The 18,814-nt window shown below is 39.1% G+C and carries 18 protein-coding genes; 5 read left to right on the plus strand and 13 right to left on the minus strand.

What is annotated here, in order from left to right; translation table 11 throughout:
• Positions 1-44: 44 nt before the first annotated feature.
• The 3 genes from ACO1XM_RS01265 to ACO1XM_RS01275 all read right to left on the minus strand — a co-directional run bounded on the left by ACO1XM_RS01265 (position 45) and on the right by ACO1XM_RS01275 (position 1,890).
• Complete coding sequence (locus ACO1XM_RS01265) at positions 45-656, minus strand: HAD family hydrolase (protein ID WP_486225293.1); 612 nt, start codon at positions 654-656, stop codon at positions 45-47.
• Between the two features lie 181 nt (positions 657-837).
• On the minus strand, positions 838-1,368 hold the full coding sequence (locus tag ACO1XM_RS01270; RefSeq protein ID WP_486225294.1) for a DUF4269 domain-containing protein: 531 nt from the start codon (positions 1,366-1,368) through the stop codon (positions 838-840).
• Positions 1,369-1,890 carry a GNAT family N-acetyltransferase gene (locus tag ACO1XM_RS01275; protein ID WP_486225295.1) on the minus strand — a complete coding sequence of 174 codons (522 nt, stop codon included), beginning with the start codon at positions 1,888-1,890 and terminating at the stop codon, positions 1,369-1,371.
• Between the two features lie 243 nt (positions 1,891-2,133).
• Here ACO1XM_RS01275 and ACO1XM_RS01280 point away from each other — a divergent pair, with 243 nt between their 5' ends.
• Positions 2,134-4,035: a tetratricopeptide repeat-containing sensor histidine kinase gene (locus ACO1XM_RS01280; RefSeq protein WP_486225296.1), complete on the plus strand. Its 1,902-nt coding sequence runs from the start codon at positions 2,134-2,136 to the stop codon at positions 4,033-4,035.
• 63 nt (positions 4,036-4,098) lie between these two features.
• On the opposite strand, the gene ACO1XM_RS01285 is transcribed toward ACO1XM_RS01280, so the two are convergent.
• From ACO1XM_RS01285 to ACO1XM_RS01295, 3 genes are all read right to left on the minus strand, one after another.
• The gene (locus ACO1XM_RS01285) at positions 4,099-4,866 is read right to left on the minus strand and encodes an alpha/beta fold hydrolase (protein WP_486225297.1); all 768 of its coding nucleotides are present in this window, start codon (positions 4,864-4,866) and stop codon (positions 4,099-4,101) included.
• A gap of 85 nt (positions 4,867-4,951) precedes the next feature.
• Complete coding sequence (locus ACO1XM_RS01290; RefSeq protein ID WP_486225298.1) at positions 4,952-7,513, minus strand: ABC transporter permease; 2,562 nt, start codon at positions 7,511-7,513, stop codon at positions 4,952-4,954.
• Between the two features lie 14 nt (positions 7,514-7,527).
• Complete coding sequence (locus tag ACO1XM_RS01295; protein WP_486225299.1) at positions 7,528-7,866, minus strand: PadR family transcriptional regulator; 339 nt, start codon at positions 7,864-7,866, stop codon at positions 7,528-7,530.
• A gap of 277 nt (positions 7,867-8,143) precedes the next feature.
• Between ACO1XM_RS01295 and ACO1XM_RS01300 the strand changes: the two genes are divergently transcribed.
• Positions 8,144-9,157, plus strand: coding sequence for a redoxin domain-containing protein (locus tag ACO1XM_RS01300; protein WP_486225300.1), 1,014 nt, complete (start codon positions 8,144-8,146; stop codon positions 9,155-9,157).
• A gap of 415 nt (positions 9,158-9,572) precedes the next feature.
• Here the strand turns inward: ACO1XM_RS01300 and ftsH are convergent, their stop codons facing one another.
• Together ftsH and rsfS are read right to left on the minus strand one after the other, a co-directional pair.
• The gene (gene ftsH / locus ACO1XM_RS01305; protein WP_486225301.1) at positions 9,573-11,648 is read right to left on the minus strand and encodes an ATP-dependent zinc metalloprotease FtsH; all 2,076 of its coding nucleotides are present in this window, start codon (positions 11,646-11,648) and stop codon (positions 9,573-9,575) included.
• A 50-nt stretch (positions 11,649-11,698) separates the two neighbouring features.
• Positions 11,699-12,076 carry a ribosome silencing factor gene (rsfS, locus tag ACO1XM_RS01310; RefSeq protein WP_486225302.1) on the minus strand — a complete coding sequence of 126 codons (378 nt, stop codon included), beginning with the start codon at positions 12,074-12,076 and terminating at the stop codon, positions 11,699-11,701.
• Between the two features lie 54 nt (positions 12,077-12,130).
• Between rsfS and ACO1XM_RS01315 the strand changes: the two genes are divergently transcribed.
• The gene (locus ACO1XM_RS01315; protein ID WP_486225303.1) at positions 12,131-12,886 is read left to right on the plus strand and encodes a biotin--[acetyl-CoA-carboxylase] ligase; all 756 of its coding nucleotides are present in this window, start codon (positions 12,131-12,133) and stop codon (positions 12,884-12,886) included.
• Between the two features lie 103 nt (positions 12,887-12,989).
• On the opposite strand, the gene ACO1XM_RS01320 is transcribed toward ACO1XM_RS01315, so the two are convergent.
• Positions 12,990-13,691 (minus strand): DsbA family oxidoreductase, encoded by a 702-nt coding sequence (locus tag ACO1XM_RS01320; RefSeq protein WP_486225304.1) that lies wholly within the window; start codon positions 13,689-13,691, stop codon positions 12,990-12,992.
• A gap of 116 nt (positions 13,692-13,807) precedes the next feature.
• Between ACO1XM_RS01320 and ahcY the strand changes: the two genes are divergently transcribed.
• Both ahcY and ACO1XM_RS01330 read left to right on the plus strand, forming a co-directional pair.
• The gene (gene ahcY / locus ACO1XM_RS01325; RefSeq protein WP_486225305.1) at positions 13,808-15,115 is read left to right on the plus strand and encodes an adenosylhomocysteinase; all 1,308 of its coding nucleotides are present in this window, start codon (positions 13,808-13,810) and stop codon (positions 15,113-15,115) included.
• Between the two features lie 102 nt (positions 15,116-15,217).
• A complete protein-coding gene (locus ACO1XM_RS01330) occupies positions 15,218-15,493 on the plus strand; it encodes a hypothetical protein (RefSeq protein ID WP_486225306.1) in 276 nt (91 codons plus the stop codon).
• A gap of 237 nt (positions 15,494-15,730) precedes the next feature.
• On the opposite strand, the gene ACO1XM_RS01335 is transcribed toward ACO1XM_RS01330, so the two are convergent.
• The 4 genes from ACO1XM_RS01335 to ACO1XM_RS01350 all read right to left on the minus strand — a co-directional run bounded on the left by ACO1XM_RS01335 (position 15,731) and on the right by ACO1XM_RS01350 (position 18,793).
• Entirely contained in the window at positions 15,731-16,255 is a 525-nt protein-coding gene (locus ACO1XM_RS01335; protein ID WP_486225307.1) for a hypothetical protein, read from the minus strand.
• A 5-nt stretch (positions 16,256-16,260) separates the two neighbouring features.
• Positions 16,261-16,809, minus strand: a complete 549-nt coding sequence (locus tag ACO1XM_RS01340) for an RNA polymerase sigma factor (protein WP_486225308.1) — start codon at positions 16,807-16,809, stop codon at positions 16,261-16,263.
• Positions 16,810-16,849: 40 nt separating this feature from the next.
• Positions 16,850-17,200: a DUF6249 domain-containing protein gene (locus tag ACO1XM_RS01345; RefSeq protein WP_127122088.1), complete on the minus strand. Its 351-nt coding sequence runs from the start codon at positions 17,198-17,200 to the stop codon at positions 16,850-16,852.
• A 120-nt stretch (positions 17,201-17,320) separates the two neighbouring features.
• Complete coding sequence (locus ACO1XM_RS01350; protein WP_486225309.1) at positions 17,321-18,793, minus strand: SLC13 family permease; 1,473 nt, start codon at positions 18,791-18,793, stop codon at positions 17,321-17,323.
• Between the last annotated feature and the right edge of the window lie 21 nt (positions 18,794-18,814).

The following is an 18,814-nucleotide window of genomic DNA, read 5'->3' on the forward strand; positions in this document are numbered from 1 at the left end:
AAGAAGGGTATCCGATATTTCATGAAAATTACTTTCCCTGCTTGTTATAACTGATCTACCCTGATCCATTTCATACCTGCGGCTGTTGCAGCTTGAGTGCCTGGATCACCGTCTTCAAATACCATGCATTTTAATGGATCAACGCCTAAATCGTTGGCAGCTTTTAAGAAGGGATCTGGCGCTGGTTTTCCAAGAGGTGTTTCTCCAGCACATACCAATACATCAATAAGGTGTGTTAATCCCAGTACTGAAAGTGTTTTTGAAACGGTTGAGCGCGAACCACCTGAAACTACACCTATTTTAATACGGCCTACATGTTTTTTTAAATGCTCAACCACAAAGGAAACGGGCTGTGTACTTTCAATGTACTTGTTGATGAAGACTGATGATTTTTCGGAAGCAAAAGTATCTGGTAATAAAACCTGGTATCTTTTACTGATCTCTTTAGCAACCAATACCGTTGGCCAACCAGCCGTTTCATCAATGATATTAATATCTAGATCAACTCCATATTTTGATGCTACTTCTTTGTATGCAAGTTTATGCGCCATCATGTTATCAGCTAAGGTCCCATCGCAATCATATAAAAAGGCTTCATAATCACCTTTTGTCATTTTTTCAAGTATGTGCAGTTTTTCTATATCCTTTTGATTCATTTTTTTAATTTTTTTGATGTTCTACTGCTTTGGTATAATACAGTTTATCCAAGCATCCGCCCGTCAAACTTATCACTTTTATGACTTAGTTCAAGAGAATATATTGAATGTAATTTTTGAGTGAAATGGTAAAGCAGAAAAATGAAGTCTGACGGTAATTAATGCTCGCGAAATCGATTGCTTATTTTATTTTGTAATTGAGTATGGCTTCGTATGGATTCCCCTCGAGTGCCAAGAGTTTGGCAAAGGCAGGTTCAGTTTTGTATCCTGATTTTTTTAACTCTATAATTTCTTTCCTGAAATTTTCCCCATACCTGTTCAGAATATCAGATTCAATCAGCATATGTTTATAGGCTTCCTGTTGCCTCGAGGGGCGAGGCTGTGCAAAGATCTCTATTATAAAATTATTGAGCGAGAATGTACAAATTACTGTTTCAACTTTATTTACCAGTTTTTCTGATAGCTTAAATTGCTTGTATTTTTTAAACTCAACAACCAACACCTGGACAAAAGTATCTATATTCTGATATTGGCAAATTATGTCAAGGTCACTATCATCCAGGTCAATATTGATAGGAATTGTTCCGGTAAGAATGGGAGTGTAAGGCCTGAGGAGTGTAAAAATGCCATGCTCCATAAGCGTAGCATAGGCATTCCGTTGCTTACTGTTGCCTGTTTTTAAGTAATCAAGTGTATCGAATGGAGATAGCATTTAAAGTTTTAGTCTGAAGCCATAAATCGGATGGCCCTCTTGCAGAAAATCCAGGTCATTTGATCTGATAAATCCGAGAGACTCATATAATGTCCAGGCGGCCTGCATTGCCGTTGTAGTATGAATAATCATTTGCTTGGATTTATTATCTACAGCCTTTTGTATACATGCTAAAGCCAGATGTTTACCAATTCCTTTTCCCCGTTGTGAATGGTCTACTGCCAATAGCCGGAAAGCCGAAGTATTTATTTCTTGCGTTGCAATACCCCCAGAACCGTAGTGTTTCATATCACTAAAGTATACAACAGTTCCCACTATCTTGTTATCATCGGTCGCTGCAATCAGTAATTCCGTATTTGGTTTATTAATGAACTCACCGATATTGGCAAGCATGTTATAATACTTAGGCTGTTCATGGGGTTTAGGAAATCCGTCCAATTGAGCATAGGTCTGTATCATTAGCTTGCCGACTTCTTCATATTCTTCTGGTTTGGCAGTTCTTATTTTGTAAGTATGGTTCATGTGAATTGGAATTTAAGAAAGCAATATTTTTCGGAGTATAAAAAATGTAGAGTAACTGTTGTCTAAATCAAGTAGAAAATAGAGTATTTATTGGACTTAACTTTTCAATTTTCAGTATTTAAGAAAGAATTGCCTGGCTAGAACCTATGTTCATAATAAAGGTAAAAAGATTAGTATATTTAGAATAATAGAATTGATTAAACAATCATATCTACTTTTTTAAACATTGATTAAGACAGATCCATGAAAAAAATCGGTGCTTTTTTACTGATCCTGACTACGGCACAGCCTGTAATATCTCAGAATGTACTAAAACTAGAACGACAACTGAGCGAGGGAAAACTTTCTGTGGCAGACAGTATCGATATCCTGAATACAATAAGCAGATTATTGACATTCGTGAATCAATCAAAATCGCTTGATTATGCCAATCAGGCTTTGGAGTTAGCATTAAGAACAGATGACACGAAAGGAATAGCTTACGCTTACAGGAACCTCTCAAGTCTGCACTCGTATAACGAAAGCTATTCTATAAGTATGGAGTACATACAACGTGCATTGGAGATATTTGAGACTAATAAGGACTCAGTTGGCATTGCTAATTGTTACATATCCTTAGGGCATACCTATAGAAGACTCCAAAATATTAAGGAAGAGGTTTTTTACCATAGACAATCTTTTGAAATATTTAAAAGATTAGATGATAAAGAAAGAATTGGTGTTACATCCCACAACTTGGGCGAGAGTTATTATAATGCTGGCGATCTTACGAAAGCAAAATTATTAACTGCATATGCCATTCAGATTAACGATTCTCTTGGTAATAAACCAGTATTATCTTCTTGTTATAAGGTAATGGGGATCATTGCGTTGTCCGAACAAAAATATGAACTTGCTAAAAACTATTTCGATAAAGTCCTTTTGCTTTCTGAAGCATTAGGTGAAAACTCTCAAAAAGTAGCAACCGCAGAGTCCTTATTTTTATTGGCTAGTATTTTTAAAATCCAAGGTGATTTTGCAAAGCAGCTGCAGTATTTACTTAAAACGGCAGAATTCAGTACAAAACACGGTATGGTTAATCAATTACAAAGAACATATCAGGAGTTAATTTTATTGTCAGCCAACCGTAATGATCAACAATCGGTAATTAAGTATATTAATTCGTATCAAAATATTAGTGATTCATTGAACAGATTACAATTAGCAGATCGGTATAATTTAGCTAACAATATTATTCAAGTGCATAAACTTTCTAAATCAAAAAACGAGTTAGAAAAAACGAGCTTGCTCCAGGAGCAAAAGATTAAAAGCAGAAATTCCATTCTTTTGATAATCCTGGTTTCAATAATCATCTTAATCTGGTTGCTATTGAAGTTTGTTCGATTAAGCAGAAAACTACAGACACAGAATACTATTATTGCAGAACAGAATGCTGATTTAGAGGTCTTGAATACAACCAAAGATAGATTTTTCAGTATTGTTGCGCATGACCTCAAAAGCCCGCTGGCTTCTTTAAAATCCTTTTCCTCTTTGCTGATTGATCATTATGATGACCTTAGTAAGGATGAGATTCTTACGATGAGTCGGCAATTGCAAAACGCAGTAGATAATACAATAAAAATGGCAGACAATCTGATTACCTGGGCTAAAATTCAAATGCACGATGTACAATATAAAAAGGAAGAGATCAGGTTAAGCGATATCACTAATAATATCTATGAGGTTTACAAGGCAGTGGCTGAAAGGAAAGGTATTGATATGCGTTGCTCGGTAAATAATTCGTTGTTTATAATTGGAGATAAAAACCAAATTGAATTTATTATTAGAAATCTGGTTAACAATGCTATTAAGTTTACTAACAGTGGTGGAGAAGTACTGTTGCATGCCTCACTCTTCTCTGATGAAGAGATTGAAATCGTTGTAATGGATAACGGAGTTGGAATTCATCAAGATGTTAAAGAGAAATTGTTCACATTAGCAAAAAAGCAGAGCACAAATGGTACGGCTGGTGAAAAAGGTACTGGACTGGGTTTAATGTTGAGCTACGAGTTTCTTCAAATCAATGGTGGCAAAATAATGATTGAGAGCGAAGTAGGGAAAGGCAGTCAGTTTAAAATCTACCTTAAGCGAAGCAATGCAGCTTAAAATATCCAATCAAGTTTCACTAAAATCAGATTACTTTAATTGATCTTAGGTAGTGTATCCGAGTCAGGACATTGAAAGGAATTTCTCAACCAAAGGAACAAAAATATTCTCCACACCTGATGTACTATTCACGCTTGTAATTTCACCCATGTATTCTCCATGGCCACCCGGTAGTATAGCCAACTGACATGTAGAAATTAATCGGGACATGGCAACGATGTGTTCTGACGTTGCTACATCCTTGTCCCCATTAATTAGTAATACAGGTGCTTGTATAGACTGAATGTCATTGTCAGGGAAGTCTTCGAGGTTGATCATTCTGTTGGCACATTTTTCGTACATGTTGTACAGTTTGGATAAGTCCGGATTGACTGCGAGAAAAGCATCTTTGTATTGCTGAGGCATTTGTTCGAATGTGCCATTTTTCATAAAATCCCAGAATTGTGGGAATGTACCATTGCGTTTAAGCAATACAGAAGCAGCAATAATTTTATTACAAAGCTGTGGATGTCGGATGGCTAACTGAAGAGCTGTATTACCACCATTACTAAAACCGAATACATCAGCCTTGTTAATCTTCAGGTTTTTTAATAGTCCAGCTACATCATCTGCATCCTGCTCAAATGAGAGATCTGTTGATCTGTCGCTTGTTCTGCCATGAGCCTGCAATTCTACACAGATAAGTTTTCTTGATGCTGAAAGTAAAGGGATAATTTTTCCAAAAGAAGTTTGTATTGTAGAACCACCCCCATGAATGAGAACCAGAATTGTACCTTCACCATAAGTTTCATAGTACATGTTGATACCGTTCACCTCAGAGAATCCTGACATATTATTTATTAAATAGGCTTTTGAGTCGTTGCCTCAATTTAACAACTTAGAGGCTTAAGACAAAATAATGATACCTTGCCATTGATTACTCATCTCTTAAGCGGACTATGGGATTTTCTCGTGCTGTTCGCCATCCATGGTAAAGAACAATACTCATAGAGATAAGCAGAATGAACAATCCACCAGATGCGAACATCCACCAGGTTAACGAGACCCTGTAATTGATATTGGATAGCGCGAAACGAGCAAGCACTACTGTTAGTGGAGTCACAATAACCAAGGCATAAATTACAGGTTTTAAAAAATCTCTTGACAACGATAATAGAACCCGCTGTATACTGGCTCCAAAGACTTTTCGGATACTCATCTCTTTACTTCTTCTTTCAGCAATGAATCCGGATAATCCAAATAATCCTAAACAAGAAATAAAGATAGTCATACCTCCAAATATCGAAATCATCATGCTCGCATCAGCCATTTCATTAAAACGGTTTTGATACTCATCTTTTACATAAGAGAAAGAAAAGGGCAATTCAGGGCTTATCTTTTTAGTGATTTTTTCAATCTCAGCAATTGTATTTCGCCACTGTGAATTATTTTGAATGCGTACATAAAAATGATTTAATTGATTTTTTTGCAAGTAAACGGCCATGGGCGCAACATTGGCTGTAGGATTGTTGAATACGAAATTTTGAAAGACACCCACTACTGTGTGCCCACCTACCGTACTACCTACTGGATTCTCTAATCCCATTTTAGCAACAGCCGATTCATTAATCAAACAATTTTTAGTGTCACTCATGAAAGCTGGGTCAAAATCTCTGCCTTCGATCATCTGAATACCGATGGTCTTAGTCCAATCATAATCTACATGCGACACAGCTATGGAAAGATCTTCACCAGGTTTCTTACCGGGCCAGTCCATCCCAGTAACGGAACCTCCTACATATAGTATATTGTCAGATCCACCAGTAACCGATTTCACATCGGGTATTTGCAATACTTCATTTTTTAGGATATTGAAATTGGCCGCCAGAACAGAATCGATGTGTACATCAAGTAAGTTATCTTGTTCATATCCAATAGGTCTGTTTTTCACATGATTAAATTGAGCATATAGAATGATTGTGCTGATCAGAAAGAAAATAGAAATAGCAAATTGAACTGTTACCAAGGCCTTCCTTAGTACGCCTCCTTTTGTGTTTAAAACACTTCCTTTCAGCACACGCGCAGGTGTAAATTGACTAAGAAATAATGAGGGGTAACTTCCTGCCAGTAAAGCAGTGAACAAGCCAATGATCAGCATGAAAGCCCATATTTTTCCATTCAACAAATTGAAATCAACATTATTGTGTATAAGCGTATTAAACATAGGTAAGAGGGCGTAGGCGCAAACAATAGCCACAGCTAATGAAAGAAAAGTGACCAAAAATGATTCATTCAAAAATTGAAGTATAATCCATTGACGAGAGGCCCCCAGTACTTTACGCACACCTACTTCTTTTGCTCTTAAGGTGGATTGTGCGGTGGCAATGTTCATAAAATTGATACAGGCGATCAATAACATGAATAATCCAAAGGCAATCAATAATTGAACAATTGTTATTTTGCCTCCATTTGGATAGCCGTTGGAAAAGTTGTTGTATAAATGAATCTGATCAAGTGGATAAGCAAACAGAGACTCGGCCTTATCATGAGTCTTTTCTTGCAACAGAGAAGTTACTTTTTTATTAAAAAGTGAAACATCAGTAAGAGGCTGAAACTGTATCCATGTTTGAATACGATTGTCATCCCATTTTTTTAACCAATCGTTTTGCTTTTCAAAAATGGAAAAAGGTAGGGCCATATCGAATTGAACAGAACTGTTACCAGGGATATTACGGATAACAGCTCCGACCACTAGTGTATGGTGTCTGTTAAACTGAATAGTCTTGCCAATTGGATTTTCTTCCCCGAAAATTTTTTTGGCCATTTTTTCGGAAATGACTACAGCTCCATTGCTTTCAAGCGCTACAGTTGCATCGCCCAGTAATGATGGAAATGTCATCATCCTAAATAAATCCGGATCAACATATACGCCTGACTCGTACGAAGTGTTGTTGTTATAGATGATTTGTTGGCCATTAAAATGAGTAAATCGAGAAATAAATTTAACCTCAGAAAAATCATTCTTTAAAGCATCAGCAATCGGCCCTGGTGTAGATCTTCCTGTAGCAATGCCCTCATTGGTTTGTTGATTTTTCATTAACAAATGCAAGTCGGGAAGATGTGTATGAAATTGATTGTAGCTAAACTCATTGAGTACCACCAGCATTATGAGAATGCTTGTGGTTAACCCCAGCGTAAGACCAGCTATATTTATTACAGCAGATACTCTGTTTTTAAGAAGGGATCGCCAACTCATTTTGAAATAACTATGAAACATAAAATATTGGTTAATGAAAGTGATTTTACTTTTTCTGTTGAGTGGACGCAACATCGTAAGTACTGTAATAAAATATTTCCAGTTAGCCTTTTTAACTCCATACTGATGAACCCATAGATTGTAAAACTCTTGCAGATCGCCCTCTACCTCTTCTAATGTTTCTGATTTGGCAAAGCGACTAAGTAATCTTTGTATCCAGGAAGGCGGATCTTTTTTTTTCATCGTCATGAATGGACTTAGTTTTTTAATAATTTTAATGTTTTAGCAGGCACTTCATTCCACAGTTTTTCCCTTAATTCTCTGATCTCGCGTAGGGTACGGATACCAAGCGCTGTTACAGTAAAAAAACGTTTCCTGCGTCCACCCCGCTCTGCCGTGGCACCACCCATGCTTGAGGTGATAAAGCCTTTTTCTTCAAGTCGCTGTAGTGTAGTGTGTACAGTATTAAAGCCAGGACTTCGTCCCGTTTGCATTTCAATATTCTGGGTTATGGTTACGCCATATGCTTCACCATCTAAGCCGGCAGTTACCAGCAAAACAACCTCTTCAAACTCACCCAATGTGACTCGTTTCATTTCAAGTATTTGATTATATCCCATTTTGTCGATCAAATAGGATGCCGAAATTGTTTTTACGACCTTAAGCACCCTATTTTGACCTTTTACAATTTTTAGGTGTTCATTGTTGAACATTTTCGACCTTAGATGGACAGCGTGGTAGAAAATTTTAATGGAAAGAAAGTACAGGTGGAGATCTTTAGCTTAAGATTAAATCGGGTAAACATTCATACCGGGATAGAACTTTTTCTGTTACGTAGCATCACATTCTAGATTAATGAACCAACTCCCTCATATGTTTAAGCAATCAGTGATCATTCTTATTTTATTTTCAGGTGCAACAAATTTAATAGCACAGGGAAATAAGTATTTTGAAATTCAAGGAATAGCAGCAGGAATGAGCGATAGCACAACTTTATACCTTGAGTTTAAGGACGGGAATGATGAAATACGTGACTCAACTTTTGTTATATCGGATAGGTTTAGTTTCAGGGGTGAGGTAAAATCAAAAGTTGTACATGCTTTAATTAAAACGCAAAAATATAGAGACTATAAGTTTTTCTGGCTGGAAAATTCAATGATAACGTTTAAGGCAGAGAAGGGTAATTTCAGGAATGCCATAATAACGGGTTCTGAAACACAAGACGAGCAAAATTCATTGGATTTATTAACAGGATCACTCCCTCATAAAAAGAGAATGTGGCATGAGAAAAAGTTTGTCAGTGATCATCCGAACTCATTTATTAGTACATACATTTTAAATGTATATAGTTCTACGTGGGGCAAAGACACAACAACTTTGCTTTATGAAAAACTTTCAGAAGAACAGAAACATAACATTTATGGCAAGGAAATATATAATTTCATTTCTTTAAACAGGAATGTAAAGGTAGGAGATAAGTATGTGGACTTTTCTCAAACAGACACCAACGGAGATACAATAAGCCTCTCGGATTTTCAAGGCAAAGTTGTACTACTGGAATTTTGGGGTTCGTGGTGTGGCCCTTGCAGAGAAGCAAATCCTGAGTTAGTAAATATTTATAATGAGTTTAAAAATAAGGGTTTTGAGATTTTGGGGGTAGGGGCAGAGTTGAAAAAGGAGGTATGGTTGAATGCAATAAAAAAGGATAAGTTGTTATGGCCAAATGTTAGTGACTTAAAGGGAGATAATAATGAGGCGGCTTTAATTTATGGAATTTCCTATTACCCTGCTAATTTTCTGATTGATGACACAGGGACCATCATTGCAAAAGACTTGAGCGGTGATAAACTGCGAAAGAAATTAACAGAGATGTTAGTGAAGAAGTAGTTGATTAAGTTATGCTGCTCTATGCAAAGTGTAGTTATCAAATTGTATCTATGGGCGCAACCAATAGCCTTGCAGTTCTATCGTATTCAAAAGATAAAGGAATAGTAGCGATCAGGTTTGTTAGAAAACAGTATATAGGATTTGTTAATGAGCTACATTTGCAGTAGGGACTTCTTGTTAAACCAAGAGTTGAGTTCGAGAATGAATTAAGAAACATATCATTCTCCCTGTTAGATAAATATGCTAAGGGATTAACAAAAAAAATAATTGTTGTATTTGTTGTTTACAACTTTAAACTGAAGTCTATAGAAGACAATGCAGCTGATGTAAAAAAGTTATTAATGAATTGAGTACACACTTAAAGCCATAAAAAAAGCGCCTTATCAGCGCCTTTTTCATTTCAGATAATACTGTATTAATTAATAGGTGTTTCCGTCTTCGGCTCTTCAGCAGGAGCGGGCTCTTCAGTTTTGCCAGCTTCGGTTTCCGGTTTTACTTCCACTTTTCTATCTAAATGTCCGTTGGTGAATTGCTGATAAGTAGTCAGTTTTTCGAAAGGACGTTTACCAATGAGTCGCTCTAAATCTGCCTGGAATAAAATCTCTTTCTCCAACAATTCTTTCGCTAAAATATCAAGCTCAGCTCTGTGTTTCAATAAAAGTGATTTGGTGCGCTCGTAGGCGTCATCAATGATACGTTTAACTTCTACATCAATCTTCTCGGCTGTGGCTTCTGAGTAAGGCTTGTTGAAATTGTACTCAGATGCTTTAGAATCGTAGAAGGACATGTTACCAATGGCGCTGTTCATACCGTAAACAGTTACAATGCTGTAAGCCATTTTAGTAATGCGTTCTAAGTCGCTCAGTGCACCTGTTGATATTTTACCAAACACGATGTCTTCTGCCGCACGACCACCAAAGGTCATGCACATTTCGTCAATCATCTGTTCTGTCTGGTACAGGAATTGTTCCTTAGGCAGATACTGCGCATAGCCCAGAGCAGCAACACCACGGGGTACAATGCTCACCTTTACCAAAGGATCAGCATGCTCCAGGTACCAACCCGCTACTGCGTGACCGGCTTCGTGGAAAGCCACAATCTTTTTCTCTTCCGGTGAAATGATTTTCGTTTTCTTTTCAAGACCACCAATCACACGATCAATCGCATCCTGGAAGTCTTGCATATCAACAGCTTTCTTGTCTCTGCGTGCCGCAATCAAGGCAGCTTCATTACACACGTTGGCAATTTCTGCACCGGCAAAGCCAGGTGTTTGTGCCGAAAGTTTTTTCACATCTACACTCGCATCTAACTTAATAGGTTTCAAGTGTACCTTGAAAATCGCCTCACGACCTACAACGTCTGGTTTATCAATGCTAATCTGTCTGTCGAAACGACCTGGACGCAACAAGGCACTATCCAATACATCAGGGCGGTTTGTAGCCGCGAGAATAATTACACCAGAATCTGTAGCGAAACCATCCATCTCAACCAGTAAAGAGTTCAAGGTGTTCTCACGTTCATCGTTCGCACCGGGCATTTGTCCTCGTCCGCGTGAGCGACCAATGGCATCAATTTCATCGATGAAAACAATACATGGCGCTTTTTCTTTTGCCTGCTTGAATAAGTCACGTACACGTGCTGCACCCACCCCTACAAACATTTCTACGAAATCGGAGCCTGATAGCGAGAAGAAGGGTACACCTGCTTCACCTGCTACAGCTTTCGCTAATAAAGTTTTACCCGTACCCGGAGGGCCAACCAATAAAGCGCCCTTAGGGATTTTACCACCCAGCTTTGTAAACTTGGCTGGCGTTTTTAAGAAGTCAACAATCTCTTTAATTTCTTCCTTTGCTTCTTCCAAACCTGCTACATCTGCGAAAGTAATTTTCACTTTGTTGTCTGCATCGAACAAAGCAGCCTTAGACTTGCCAATGTTGAAGATCTGTCCGCCAGGTCCGCCACCGCCAGTCATTCTGCGCATGAGCATCCAGAAACCAATCAATACTAAGAACAACAAGCCCCAGTTGAAGAAGATGCTGAAGTAATCATCACGCTTCTCAACAGTATAAGCAATTTTTTCTGCCGCGGGGAGTCTGTCATTTAACTCCTGAAACTCCTTTTCGAAACCTTCAATAGAGCCTATGTTCAGTTTGTAATGAGGTCCATTAGCCGTAGCCCCCATGGAGTTTTCATCCAGTTCGGTTTTATATTTTGTATTCTGAAGGGCTTCCGCCTTCAGTGTAATTTCTACATACTCGAGATTCTTGATTAAAACAACTTTTTTAACATCGCGGGCACTTACCATGCTCTTAAACTCAAGCATGTCAGTTTCTTTAAGCGTGTTAGCATTGTTTACATACATGAGGCCGATGACCAAAGCAATGGTGCCCAGGATTACCCACAACTGATAATTGCCTTTAGGGCCGCCACCCTTCGGAATGAGGGGCGGTTTATTGTTTGGATTGTCGGACTCTTTCTTGTTATAAGCCATTTTTTAAAAATTAAATACCAACTGAATAACGATTAACTCTTTTTTTAGTTCTATGCTTTGTCTTCTATTTCGGTGATCTCAGCATCACCCCACAGACGTTCTAAAGCATAAAATTCGCGCTTGTCTTTCCGGAATACATGCACGACTACATCGATGTAGTCGAGAAGTACCCACTCTTTATTGCTTTTTCCTTCAGAATGCCATGGGTTTTCTTTTAATGCCTTAAAAACCTCTACATCAACGGAATCGGCAATAGCGTCCAATTGCTTGTCGCTGTTACCGGAGCAAATCACAAAGAAATCAGCTACCGCATTTTTCACCTTTCGCAAATCCATGACAACTATGTCGTTCGCCTTTTTCTCTTGCATGCCCTTCACGATAATTTCGCTTAATTTTTCGGAGGCAGCTCCTTTTCTTTTTTTAGCCATTCGGCAGATTTATAATTTGATTTGAACAATTTGCAAAGTTAACTCAAAATAACCGTGTATAAAACCGTAGAAAACACGCTTTTTATAGGAAAAAACATCGTGTTTGTACCCACCTGCGCTTCTACTAACGATCTGGCAATTAAGCTCTTGCCCCAGCATGGCGTAGCTGAGGGCGCTGTGGTGATAACCGATAGCCAGACTGCTGGTCGCGGACAAAGAGGTAATCAGTGGCATGCGGAGCCGGGCCAAAACCTGACTTTGTCGGTGATACTGAAACCGGAATTTCTACCGGTAAAGCATCAGTTTTACCTTACTATGGTTACAGCGCTTGCTGTCCATGATTTTTTTAAAACACTGATTCCCCTCCCTGCGAAGATCAAATGGCCCAACGACATCCTTATGGGTGGCAAGAAGCTGGGAGGCATTCTGATCGAAAATCAATTGCAAGGGAACAGTATATCCACGGCAGTCATTGGCATCGGGCTTAACATCAACCAGAAAAACTTTGCCATTCATACAGCTACTTCACTTAGTCTGTTGGCTCAACAAGACTTTACCTTGCAGTCCATCTTTCCGGAATTACTTTCACACCTTGAGTCGCGATACCTGATGCTACGCAGTGGTAAGTATGAAGTTTTAAAGCAGGATTATCTTCAAAATCTTTTTCAGATCAATGAAGAACATACTTACCAGAGCAACAACGAACAGTTTACAGGCATCATTCTCGGCATTGATGCCTGGGGTAAATTAATGATAGAAACAAAACAAGGTATGAGAATCTTTGATTTGAAGGAAGTTAGTTTTTTGTAGAGACGTTTAAAGTGCGGTTTCACGATGCATTTCTGTCTCCGAGCATCTAAGCTTCGATCATCAAAGCTCTGGCTTCGAATCTCCAACCTCTAGCTTCCAAAGACTAGCATCCTTCTACATCACAAGCTTCTCCCGTAGTTGCTATTTTACTGCCAATCTCTTCCAAGGCTTGTTTAAAGGTAGCGCTAGGCTGTGCACCGCTTATGCCATACTTATTATCAATGATATAAAAAGGCACACCACTCACCCCTAATTTCTGCATTTCTGCTTCAGCTAATTCCACTTCAGCCAAACCTTCATCGCTGGCTAAGAGTGTTTTTATCTTCTCAGCATCAAGTCCAACACTACTACCCACTTTGATTAAATTTTCCTGGTTAGAAAGATCAATGCCATCAGTGAAGTATGCTTTTAAAAAGGCTTCCTTAGCTGCCAACTGCTTGCCTTCTTTGCGTGCGAGTTCAATAATACGGTGGGCATCGCGTGTATTAGGTGAAACCGATTGCTTATCGAAATTGAAAGCCAAACCTTCGGTAGCAGCAACTGCAGTTACCTGCTGTGTGATCTGTTTATAACGACCTTCATCACCAAACTTTTTAGTTAAATATTCTTTTTGATTAGCGCCTTCCAAAGGCATAGCAGGATTTAACTCAAAGGGGTGGTAGGTTATTTCGAAATTATATTTATCTGACAAATCTTCTATGGCTTTTTCCAGTCTACGCTTGCCTATGTAGCACCAAGGGCATACCACATCAGACACAACATCGATTTTAACAGTGGTTTTGTTAAGCATTTCAATCTTATTCATCCGGTTTTAACGTTTGACTTTAAACAGGTGAACACTAAGATTAGTTCAGCATTTGGGCAATGGCAGCTTTGTATTATCTTTGTCTATTATCTTGAAAATCATCAAATAAAACAACAATGATAGTTGATTCAAAAGCAAAATTTAAGGTGAAAGACCTTTCACTGGCCGAATGGGGTCGTAAAGAAATAAAATTAGCTGAAGTAGAAATGCCAGGTCTGATGGCATTACGCGAAGAATTTGGTAAACAAAAGCCTTTAAAGGATGCCAGAATCGCGGGATGTTTACACATGACCATCCAGACAGCTGTTTTGATTGAAACTTTAGTTGAACTAGGTGCGGAGGTGACTTGGTCTTCTTGTAATATTTTTTCTACACAAGATCACGCTGCTGCGGCTATCGCTGCTGCGGGCATCCCTGTTTATGCCTGGAAGGGTATGAACGAAGAGGAGTTCGACTGGTGTATTGAACAAACTTTACATGCCTTCAAAGACGGTAAGCCTTTGAATATGATTTTAGATGATGGTGGTGATTTAACCAACATGGTGTTGGATCGTTATCCTGAATTGGTAAAGGGTATCCGTGGTATTTCTGAAGAAACTACTACAGGTGTACACCGTTTGCAAGAGCGTGCTAACAAAGGAACCTTACCGCTACCTGCCATTAACATTAACGACTCTGTTACTAAATCTAAATTTGATAACAAGTACGGTTGCAAGGAATCATTAGTAGATGCGATTCGCAGAGCTACTGACGTAATGATGGCTGGTAAAGTTGCTGTTGTTGCCGGTTATGGTGATGTGGGCAAAGGATCTGCTGCTTCTTTACGTGGTGCAGGTTGCCGTGTAATTGTTACTGAGATCGACCCTATCTGTGCATTACAAGCTGCTATGGATGGTTTTGCTGTTAAGAAAATGGATGATGTAGTAGGTGACGTTGATATTGTAGTTACGACTACAGGTAATCGCGACATCGTAGTGAGCCGTCATTTCCTGAAAATGAAAGACAACACAATCGTATGTAACATTGGCCACTTCGATAATGAAATTGATGTTGCCTGGTTGCGTAAGAATGGTACTTGGGATACTGTAAAGCCTCAGGTTGACTTAGTGAAACTCAGCAATGGCAAGCAGATCATCTTGTTAGCAGAAGGCCGTTTGGTAAACTTAGGTTGCGCTACAGGTCACCCTTCATTTGTAATGTCTAACTCATTTACCAATCAAACCCTGGCTCAGCTTGAGTTATGGAACAACGTAGGTAAATACGAGAATAAAGTATACATGTTGCCGAAGCACCTGGATGAAAAAGTAGCACGTTTACACCTGAAGAAAATTGGTGTGGATCTGGATGTACTGAGCAAGGATCAGGCAGATTATATTGGCGTAGAGGTAACCGGGCCGTTTAAGCCTGACTATTACCGTTACTAATCATTTATTCATTTAACTGAGTAAATAGCACTTCAAAGAAAGACCTTGCACGAAATGTGCAAGGTTTTTTTATTCTGTTATTTTTGTATGAAACAAAGACCCATGAAAAAAATCCTCATTGTTGTACTAGTAGCTTGTGTAATGGTAGCGACTGGCTTTACCAGTCGTCAGTCAAACACAGAATTTGTTTGTCAGAAAGTACTGAAGGCAAAAAATGAATGTCACTATAATTTTCTGGTGGATGGCGGTAAGTTCCGTTATGTAGATATCGGTTGCAGACGCAAGAAAGATGATGTAATCAAGAAAGTGATGGATGGTGAAATACCCTTAGCCAAAGACTGGAAGATTGAATGCCCGATGCCGAAGAAAGAAGACTAATGTGTTGATGAGGTGATTCGTTGATATGTTGATGGATTTGAAAATTTGAAGATTTGAAAATTAAAAGAGAAGGACACATCATTACCAGCAATTAACACGGGTTGTGTAATTGAATGACAAAGTAATCTTTGTTGATGTGCTGATTGATTTGAAGATTTGAAGATCAGGTAATCTATATTTTGTATGGATGTTCTGATTTCAAATAGTAACCCACGAATTGTCCATTGTCAATTGAATTCACGAGTGTCTCATTCTTCGCTCGAAGAAAGGGCGTAGCACGGCTCGATCTAAAATGATAAAGCCCAGTACCATGTTTATGAGTACGATGATATTCACAATCCATTTTCCGCTGATGGATACACTTGGCAATGGTTGTTTAATATACTTACCAACCAGCCCTGTTCCATTATTCATATTTAAGGCCGTTGACCCATCAAAAACACCTGATTGCAACAGCATTACCGCCAGAAAAGAAACGACCACTACACCAATTAATAAAAGAATACCGTTGCGCATAGACAAGGTGTAGCTCTGCGGTGATTCTTTTATGCGGCTCATGACGTTGTTGGTAAAAGCGGACGAAGGTTCTGACAGGCGCATTGTTTTTAAATTGCCTTCAAGCAATCGCTGCTCTTCTACCATTTTTTGCAAGACAGGCGACTGACGCATGCTTTCTTCAAACAAGGTTTTTTCCTCAACAGTCATCAGACCATCTAGGTAGTCGAATAGTTTTTGATCGCTATCGTTGAAATCCTTTTTCATTTCTTTTACAAAGATAAGGCTTCTTGATGTAATATTCCTTTTAGTTCCTCAGCCAGTCTGTGTCTGGCCCTGTGTATCCTCACCTTCACCGTATTGGCAGGCGTATTGGTAATATCGGCTATTTCTTCCAGCGAGAATTCCTGCAGGTAGAACAATGTAATGGCTACACGATCTGCCTCATTTAGCTTCCCAATGGCTTCTTCAATAAAACGTTTCTTGTCGTTTTTCTCTAAAGTATCTTGCTGATAGCCTATATGTACATTGTCAATACTTTGCATTTTCATTTTCTGCTTGCGCTTGTAGCTGATCGCGGTATTAAAAACAATACGATATAGCCAGGTTGAAAATTTAGCATCCCGGTTAAAACCGGCCAGGTATTTAAAAGCTTTTACAAAAGCATCCTGGGCAGCCTCTTCAGCATCTGCCTTATTTTCCAGCACGCGTAACGCCAGCGAATAAGCATAGCTTTTATGCTTATTCACCAGTTGCGCATAGAGATGTTGCTCTCCCTCCAGTATGCGAACAATAAGACTTAAATCGGGATCGTTAATCATGCCTGCTAAAACAATTTAACATTATTGCTTCAGACTTTGATTATTTACTTTCCTCTTTTTGCTTCTTTTCCTCTACAATGTAAGCCAGACCAAGGCCCGCACCACCCAATATGAAGAGCATTGCGAAATAGCCAACTTCTTCCATGTGATAGTGCATGTCAAGGAAATAGCCAAAGAACAAGCCTAGTCCGACACCAATCAAAAGCAATGAAGCGCGAAGTGGAAAGGAGGTGTTGCGCATCTTCTTGATGTTGAAGAACTCCGGGCTTACGCCTTTTTCAATCATGGCCAGTCGCTCAACGTTTTCTTGCTTGCGCAGATACATGATCATGATGACAATACAAATAACAGAGATGATGGGAATGAATACTGCAATTACTTCGGTTGCCATAAAACTTCTATTTAAGTGAATTTGTCCCTATGACGCAGGGGTTTTAAGTCAGGTTACAAGGTGACTGGAATTGTTTTTAAACTTTAGTTTCTAGGTGTACCTCTAGCCTCTAGCTTCGAGTTATAGGTTGATTTTCTCCAAAAATGTCCAACATAGCAGGAAAATGATAATAATAGACGCCAGGTCTAAAATCAGTCCAGCTTTAATCATATCCTTCATTTTAATATGCCCGCTGGCAAAAACAATAGCATTGGGTGGAGTTGAAATAGGGAACATGTAGCCCGAACTGGCAGCAAAAGTTACAGGGAGGCCCAGCAGTATTGGATTCATGTTAAAGCCTTCAGCGACAGCAAAGACGACAGGAATAAAAATGGTGACCAGCGCTACATTACTCATTAATTCGGTTAGCACGACAGTAAGCGTAATAATACCGAGTAACAAAGTCCACTTGCTGATATTGTTGGCAGAAGAGATGGCTTCGCCAATGGTTGTAATGATATTCGTGCTTTCCATGCCTTTGGCCAGACAGATGCCACCACCAAAAAGAAGTAGTATTGACCACGGCAGACGCTTGGTATCATCCCAGTTTAAGAGAAACTCATGCTTGGCAAAATTGGTCGGGACTAAAAACATAAGCAAACCGCCACACATGGCCACGTTGGTATCATTAAGTATTTCTTTACCCAAAAGCTGATTGATAGGTAATTGCAGGATCCATCCAGAGGCCGTTAATACGAATACAATAAGTACACGTTTTTCGGCCAGCTTTAGTTTACCGAGGTTGCTTAATCTTTCCTGGATAAGAAAGTCTGATCCCTCTACTTGCTTCAATCGATTAGGATAGAGCAGATGGACTATAAAAAGATAGCAGGACGTGCCCAACAGGATGGCTACCGGTAAACCAATCAGCATCCATTTGCCAAACTCCATGTCGTTATTATAGAATTGTTTGGTAAAGCCTGCAAACACAGTATTAGGGGGTGTACCAATAACCGTGGCCATACCACCAATGCTTGCCATATATCCAATACAGAGCAGAAGGCCCAAGGCAAAATTTCGCTCTTGTTTATCGCTAGTGCCTTTCCCTTCAGCGCTTCTGGCATTTTTGAGTAATTCAATTACAGAAATCGCAATGGGAAGCATCATCATGGCGGTAGCCGTATTGCTGATCCACATGCTTAGTATACCGGTAGATAATGAAAAGCCCAGAATAATGCCGTTACCGGAAGTACCGGTTAATTTAATCAGGTTGAGTGCTATACGCTCGTGTAGTTTGTGTTTCTCCAGCCCGAGGGCAATCATAAAACCACCCATGAATAAGAAGATAGAACTGTTGGCATAAGGCATGGCTGATTCTGTCATGTTCATTACACCAAATGCAGGAAAGAGCACGAGTGGGAGTAAAGCAGTAACGGCAATCGGGGCGGCTTCGCTAATCCACCAGCAAATCATCATGGCCATAAGCGCCAATACAAGGGGGGCAGTGGGCGAAATAAATTGACTAGGCAGCAGCCAAAAGATAAGCAGGAAAAGAAGGGGGCCTGCGATGAAACCAATTTGTTTGTAACGTGTAGTTGCATTTATCACGGTCACAAAATAGGTAATTATACAGCA

The sequence above is a fragment of the Chryseotalea sp. genome, from assembly GCF_057350905.1.